We start from the raw sequence: 6649 nt of genomic DNA, 5'->3' as shown, positions 1-6649 counted from the left end.
ACACCCCCTGCGAACTGGCACGCAACCGGGTGTTCCTCGATTTGCAAAGTCGTCTCGGCGACACCTTGCGGGTGACGCAACAGGCCGATGGCGGTGCCGAAGCGTTGCAACGCTTCGACGCCGTGGCCGACCCGAGCGCCTGCTACGAAAGAGTCCACTGTTGAGCCCGGCCAACGTCGTCAAGGATCTGACCATGATCAAGAAAATGCCTATTGCGATACTCACCCTGTGCGTCAGCCTCAGCAGTTGCGCCAAGGATCAGAGCATGGCGCCACCACCGGATAGCGAGTCGATCACCGTGACGGTGAAAGTGCCGAAGGAACTGGTAGCGAGGCCGATGCAGGTGATGTATCGCTCGACCCTGTGCACTTTTACCGACCACTCGGCTTTCGGCGAGGCCTATCAACGCGATGGCTATCAACGTACCGATCTGCAACTCGTGCGCGAGGGGCAAGGCGACCTCTATGTAGCCAAGCTACCGATCGATGGTGGCGGTGTCTGTCAATGGCGATTGAGCAACGTGACTTTTGGTGTGACCTATGACGATCCGGCTCGCTTCGGCGAGAACGTTACCTATGGTGCGGGGGGCGGGGTGGTGGTGATCTTCGATCACAACAACTCGCCACGCGGTGGCGCGGACATCAAGGTCGAAGGGGATTTGACGATCAAGAAGGACTATTACCCTTGGGTCGATGAGGAGTTTTTAGGTCCGTATAAAAAAACGGTTAACTTAACTAGTGAAGGTCATATTTATCTTAAGTATCAGGCCCTGCAAGCCCGGCAGGTGTATTTCGAGCCCGTCTTGCATCCTGACTTTGTAGTTTATTCGGCCGGGCCAAAGGTAAAGAAAGAAGGTAACCACACGGTCATCACTTATCCCGATGGCAGTGTCGAACCGGATGGTCGCTGGGGGCCTAATTTCCGCAAATTGCAAACTATCCGCCAGGCAGCGGAGAGCAAACAGTGAGCCTCGTTTTTCCTGCCCAGCACACCCCCTTCGAACTGGCACGCAACCGGGTGTTCCTCGATTTGCAGAGTCGTCTCGGCGAAACCTTGAGGGTGACGCACCAGGCCGATGGCGGCGCCGAAGCGTTGCAACGCTTCGACGCCGTGGCCGACCCGAGCGCCTGCTACGAAAGAACCCACTGCTGAGCCCGCCCCGCGCCGACGGAAGCCTGCACCTGACCATCTACCCCACCGACATGGCCGACCGTGCTGCGGTAGCGTAGCGTCCCTGGTGGTGGAAGGCATGCGTGTGGAAGTGACGGCGATGGCGGCCAAGGCCTAAGTCTCCCGGCACACACACAACTCTGTGGGAGCGGGCCTGCCCGCGAAGGCGGTTTACCCGCTTACATAGATGTTGGATGTGCTGACGCCATCGCGAGCAGGCTCGCTCCCACAAAGAGTCCATCCATAAGCCGAGAGATCATCAATTCGCCACCCGAACCCCACCCAGACTCCCGCTCAATTCATACGCCGCCAATTCCGCCTGATGCGCCGCCAGCAACTCCGGCAACGATCCACGCAAATATTCGACCCAGGTCTTGATCTTCGCATCCAGGTACTGGCGCGAAGGGTAGATCGCATACAGGTTCAGTTCCTGCGAGCGGTAGTTGGGCATCACGCGCACCAGTGTGCCATTGCGCAGGCCTTCTATCGCGGCGTACAGCGGCAGGACGCCAACGCCCATGCCACTGATGATCGCGGATTTCATCGCGTCGGCGGAGTTCACCAGGAACGGTGAGCTGTTGATGGTGACCATTTCCTGGCCATCAGGGCCGTCGAAGGCCCATTTCTCCAGCGGAATCACCGGGCTGACCAGGCGCAGGCAGGCGTGGTTGAGCAGGTCGCTGGGTTTTTGTGCGCAGCCGTTGGTTTTGACGTAGGCCGGCGAGGCGCAAACGATGCTGTAGGTGATGCCCAGGCGCTGGGAGACGAAACCCGAGTCCGGCAGTTCGCGGGCGAGGACGATGGACACGTCGTAGCCTTCGTCGAGCAGGTCCGGCACGCGGTTGGCCATGGTCAGGTCGAAGGTCACGTCCGGGTGGGTCTTGCGGTAGCGGGCGATGGCGTCGATCACGAAGTGCTGGCCGATGCCGGTCATGGTGTGCACTTTCAGTTGCCCGGCCGGGCGCGCGTGGGCGTCGCTGGCCTCGGCTTCGGCTTCTTCGACGTAGGCCAGGATCTGTTCGCAGCGCAACAGGTAGCGCTTGCCGGCTTCGGTCAGGGCGATGCGGCGGGTCGTTCGGTTGAGCAGGCGGGTTTGCAGGTGGGCTTCCAGGTTGGAGACCGCGCGCGAGACGTTGGCCGTGGTGGTGTCCAGTTGCACGGCGGCAGCGGTGAAGCTGCCGGCTTCGGCCACGTAACTGAAGGCGCGCATGTTTTGCAAAGTGTCCATGGGGTGCTCTCTCGTCGAATGACAAATTGTGACACGAAGTTTCTGTTTATTTACAGGCGACTAAAGATCTACCTACGGATTATCTCGTTAACGGTAACAAAGATTCACAGGAATCCCAGCTTATCGCCCTTCCGGCCGCCCCATAGAATTGCCCGGACTTGTACCTCCCCCCTATTTCAGGAAATCGCAGCAGTGCCGCGTCGCATCAGCAGAGCGCTTCAGCCGCTCAGTGTTTTGGCTTTAACCCTGGCAATCAGCGGCTGCATCGGAACCGGAGGTATTGCCCCGCAGGGCAAGGCGCTGGAGGCCAATTCACTGGCCACCGACGAAGCGATCCAGAGCGCCGCGCAAGATGCGCACTGGCCCACCGCGCAATGGTGGCAAGCCTATGGCGACCCGCAACTGAATCGCTGGATCGACCTCGCCCTGCAAGGCAGCCCGACCCTGGCCATGGCCGCCGCCCGGGTGCGTCAGGCCCGATCCATGGCCGGCGTGGCCGAAGCGGCCGAGTCGTTGCAGATAAATGGCGATGCCACCCTCAAGCGTCACAACTGGCCTACCGACCAGTTCTATGGCCCCGGCGAGCTGGCCAACAGCACCACCTGGGACAATAACGCGGCGCTGGGTTTCAGCTATGCCCTCGACCTCTGGGGCCGCGAAAGCAATGCCACCGAGCGCGCCGTGGACATGGCGCACATGAGCGTCGCCGAAGCGCGTCAGGCCCAGCTCGAATTGCAGGACAACATCGTACGGGTCTACATCGAGTTGTCGTTGCATTACGCCCAGCGGGACATCGTCGAGTCGACCTTGAAGCAGCAACAGCAGATTCTCGAGCTGGCGCAAAAACGCCTGAGCGGGGGCATCGGCACCCATTTCGAAGTCAGCCAGGCCGAGACGCCGCTGCCGGAAACCCATCGCCAGATCGACGCCCTCGACGAAGAAATCGCCTTGAGCCGCAACCAACTCGCCGCCCTCGCCGGCAAGGGCCCGGGGGAGGGCGCGCAGTTGCAGCGGCCAACGCTGTCGCTGGGGGCCCCACTGAAACTGCCGTCGTCGCTGCCAGCGCAATTGCTCGGTCAACGCCCGGACGTGGTCGCCAGTCGCTGGCAAGTGGCGGCGCAGGCACGGGGTATCGATGTCGCCCATGCCGGTTTCTATCCGAACGTCGATCTGGTCGGCAGCCTTGGCTACATGGCCACCGGCGGCGGGGCCCTGGAGTTCTTGACCGGCAAGAAACTCAACTACAGCGTGGGGCCGGCGATTTCGTTGCCGATTTTTGATGGCGGACGCTTGCGCTCGGAGTTGGGTGAAGCCTCGGCGGGTTATGACATCGCCGTGGCCAAGTACAACCAGACCCTGGTCAATGCCCTGAAAAATATCTCCGACCAGTTGATCCGTCGCGAGTCCATGGACAAGCAGCAGGCTTTCGCCGCCGAGTCGGTGGCCACGGCGCAGAAGACCTACGACATCGCGATGATCGCCTACCAGCGTGGCCTGACCGATTACCTCAACGTGCTCAATGCCCAGACCTTGTTGTTCAAGCAGCAGCAGGTGCAGCAGCAGGTTCAGGCGGCGCGCTTGAGTGCCCATGCCGAATTGGTGACGGCGCTTGGCGGTGGTCTCGGCGCCGGTAATGACGTGCCGAACGCCGAACAGACCCAGGCGCCGAAAACTCCGAGCCTTTTGCGTTGAACACAAAACCTGTGGGAGCGGCGGTGCGGCGATCCGACTTGCTCGCGAAGGCGGTGTGTCTGACGACACTTTTGTTGCCTGACACTCCCTCTTCGCGAGCAAGCCCGCTCCCACAGGTTCCGAGTTTTGGCTGATTTTTCACTGAGCAGGATTTGATGACTCCCTTGCCCGCACCCTTGCGCTGGCTGTACTCCCTGGAATGGCGTCGGGGTTTCTTCGACTGGGCACGCAGCGACGGCGTGACCTGGGTCTATATCTTCAAGGTGCTGTTCGCGGCATTCCTGACGCTGTGGCTGGCCATGCGCCTGGAGCTGCCGCAACCGCGCACGGCGATGATCACCGTGTTCATCGTCATGCAGCCGCAAAGCGGCCAGGTGTTCGCCAAGAGTTTCTATCGTTTTCTCGGCACCCTGGCCGGGTCGGCGGTGATGGTCGCGCTGATCGCGCTGTTTGCGCAGAACACTGAGCTGTTCCTCGGTTCGTTGGCGATCTGGGTCGGTATCTGCACCGCCGGCGCCGCCCGCTGCCGCAACTTCCGCGCCTACGGTTTCGTACTCGCCGGATACACCGCAGCGATGGTCGGCTTGCCCGCGCTGGCCCATCCCGATGGCGCGTTCATGGCGGCGGTCTGGCGGGTGCTGGAAATCTCGTTGGGCATTCTCTGTTCGACCCTGATCAGTGCCGCCATCCTGCCGCAATCGGCTAGCGCGGCGATGCGCAATGCCTTGTATCAGCGCTTTGGCGTGTTCGCCTTGTTCGTCACCGACGGCTTGCGCGGCCGCAGTCAGCGCGAGGCGTTCGAGGCCGGCAACGTGCGTTTCATCGCCGAAGCCGTGGGCCTGGAAGGCTTGCGCAGTGTCACTGTGTTTGAAGATCCGCACATGCGTCGGCGCAATGGCCGCCTCAGTCGCCTGAACAGCGAGTTCATGGGCATCACCACGCGATTCAACGCCTTGCACCAGTTGCTCGAACGCTTGCGCAGCAGCGCGGCGGACCAGGCGGTGGCGGCGATCAAGCCGGGATTGCAGGACCTCGCCGAGTTGCTCGACGGCTTCAGCGGTCGTGCCCTGACCAGTGCCGATGCGGCACGCCTGGTCACGGTGCTGAGCGCCTACAAGGAAGGGTTGCCGGCGCGGGTGCGTTGTCTGCGGGCGACATTCCAGCAGCACAATCCGAGCGATGCCGAGCAACTGGATTTCCACACCGCCTACGAGCTGCTCTATCGCTTCGTCGACGACCTGCACAGTTATGCACAGACCCACGCTTCCCTGGCCGATCACAGTCACGAACGGGAGCGCTGGGACGAGCCGTTCACTCCGCAAACCAACTGGATGGCAGCGGCAGCATCGGGGATACGCGCAGCGTTCATCCTGGTGGTTTTGGGCAGCTACTGGGTGGCAACCGCCTGGCCGAGCGGCGCGACCATGACCCTGATTGCCGCCGCGACCGTGGGCCTGTCCGCCGCCACCCCGAACCCCAAGCGCATGGCTTTTCAGATGGCGTGCGGGACATTGCTCGGCGCGCTGATCGGCTTCGTCGAGATGTTTTTCATTTTCCCGTGGATCGACGGATTTCCGTTGCTGTGCGTGATGCTCGCACCGGTGATCGTACTCGGCTCGTTCCTGACCTCGCGGCCGCAATACGTGGGCGTCGGCCTGGGCTTGCTGATCTTCTTCAGCACCGGTTCGGTGCCGGACAACCTCACGGTCTACAACCCCTACACCTTCATCAACGACTACATCGCCATGGTGCTGGGCATGCTGGTGTGCGCAGCGGCCGGGGCGATCATTCTGCCGCCCAACAGCCGCTGGCTGTGGCGTCGCCTGGAGCAGGACCTGCGTGGTCAGGTGGTGTACGCCATCAGCGGCAAGCTCAAGGGCCTGGCGTCGAGTTTCGAAAGCCGGACCCGCGATCTGGTGCATCAGGCCTACGGCTTCGCGGCGGGCCAACCGCAAGTGCAGCGGGACTTGTTGCGCTGGATGTTCGTGGTGCTGGAAGTCGGTCACGCGATCATCGAATTGCGCAAGGAGCAGGCGATTCTGCCAGTGCATCCGGCCTATGCCGAATCCCAGCCATGGCGCCAGGCGATCCGGGTGATGGGGCGTGCACTGGTGCGGCTGTTCCTGCAACCGAACAGCAGCAACCTCGAACGCGCGCTGATCGCCGTCGATCACGCGATCAGCCGTGTGCAGTCCACCGACGAACCCTTCGCCCCACACTTCGATACCTCGGCGTTGCGCCGGGTGAAGAGCTACCTGCACTTCATCCGCACCTCGCTGCTCGATCCGCAATCACCGCTCGCCGCCTTCGCCAACAGCCAGCCCAAAGGACTTGCACATGCCTCGTGAAATCGCCTTCCACGGCGTGTACATGCCGACCATGACCCTGATGTTTTTCATCGCGGCGGCGCTGGCCTGGGCACTGGACCGGTTCCTGTCCGGGTTCGACCTGTACCGTTTTTTCTGGCATCCGGCGTTGCTGCGCCTGAGCCTGTTTACCTGTCTGTTCGGCGCTTTGGCGCTGACTGTCTACCGTTGACTCTCTATCACTGAGAATGCC

At 61.9% G+C, this 6649-nt stretch carries 6 protein-coding genes and 1 pseudogene; 6 read left to right on the top strand and 1 reads right to left on the bottom strand.

Annotated features, from left to right (window positions below):
• Positions 1-193 precede the first annotated feature (193 nt).
• From AC1DVE_RS16650 to AC1DVE_RS16640, 3 genes and pseudogenes are all read left to right on the top strand, one after another.
• Entirely contained in the window at positions 194-967 is a 774-nt protein-coding gene (locus AC1DVE_RS16650; RefSeq protein ID WP_223533819.1) for a hypothetical protein, read from the top strand.
• The gene (locus AC1DVE_RS16645) at positions 964-1152 is read left to right on the top strand and encodes a hypothetical protein (protein ID WP_223459817.1); all 189 of its coding nucleotides are present in this window, start codon (positions 964-966) and stop codon (positions 1150-1152) included. The genes AC1DVE_RS16650 and AC1DVE_RS16645 overlap by 4 nt, the downstream gene beginning before the upstream one ends.
• A 14-nt stretch (positions 1153-1166) precedes the next feature.
• Positions 1167-1288: pseudogene (locus tag AC1DVE_RS16640) on the top strand (RidA family protein); the annotation flags it as partial.
• A 141-nt stretch (positions 1289-1429) separates the two neighbouring features.
• On the opposite strand, the gene AC1DVE_RS16635 reads toward AC1DVE_RS16640, so the two are convergent.
• A complete protein-coding gene (locus tag AC1DVE_RS16635) occupies positions 1430-2398 on the bottom strand; it encodes a LysR family transcriptional regulator (RefSeq protein WP_223459786.1) in 969 nt (322 codons plus the stop codon).
• Between the two features lie 192 nt (positions 2399-2590).
• On the opposite strand from AC1DVE_RS16635, the gene AC1DVE_RS16630 reads away from it, so the two are divergent.
• The 3 genes from AC1DVE_RS16630 to AC1DVE_RS16620 all read left to right on the top strand — a co-directional run bounded on the left by AC1DVE_RS16630 (position 2591) and on the right by AC1DVE_RS16620 (position 6628).
• A complete protein-coding gene (locus AC1DVE_RS16630; protein ID WP_477784055.1) occupies positions 2591-4090 on the top strand; it encodes an efflux transporter outer membrane subunit in 1500 nt (499 codons plus the stop codon).
• 155 nt (positions 4091-4245) lie between these two features.
• Entirely contained in the window at positions 4246-6438 is a 2193-nt protein-coding gene (locus AC1DVE_RS16625; RefSeq protein ID WP_477784054.1) for an FUSC family protein, read from the top strand.
• Positions 6428-6628 carry a DUF1656 domain-containing protein gene (locus tag AC1DVE_RS16620; RefSeq protein ID WP_007896379.1) on the top strand — a complete coding sequence of 67 codons (201 nt, stop codon included), beginning with the start codon at positions 6428-6430 and terminating at the stop codon, positions 6626-6628. The genes AC1DVE_RS16625 and AC1DVE_RS16620 overlap by 11 nt, the downstream gene beginning before the upstream one ends.
• Positions 6629-6649: the final 21 nt, after the last annotated feature.

This window comes from Pseudomonas sp. P4_B4 (assembly GCF_056402255.1).
Note: the sequence above shows the minus strand (reverse complement) of the source record. Positions and strands in the feature narration are given on the sequence as shown.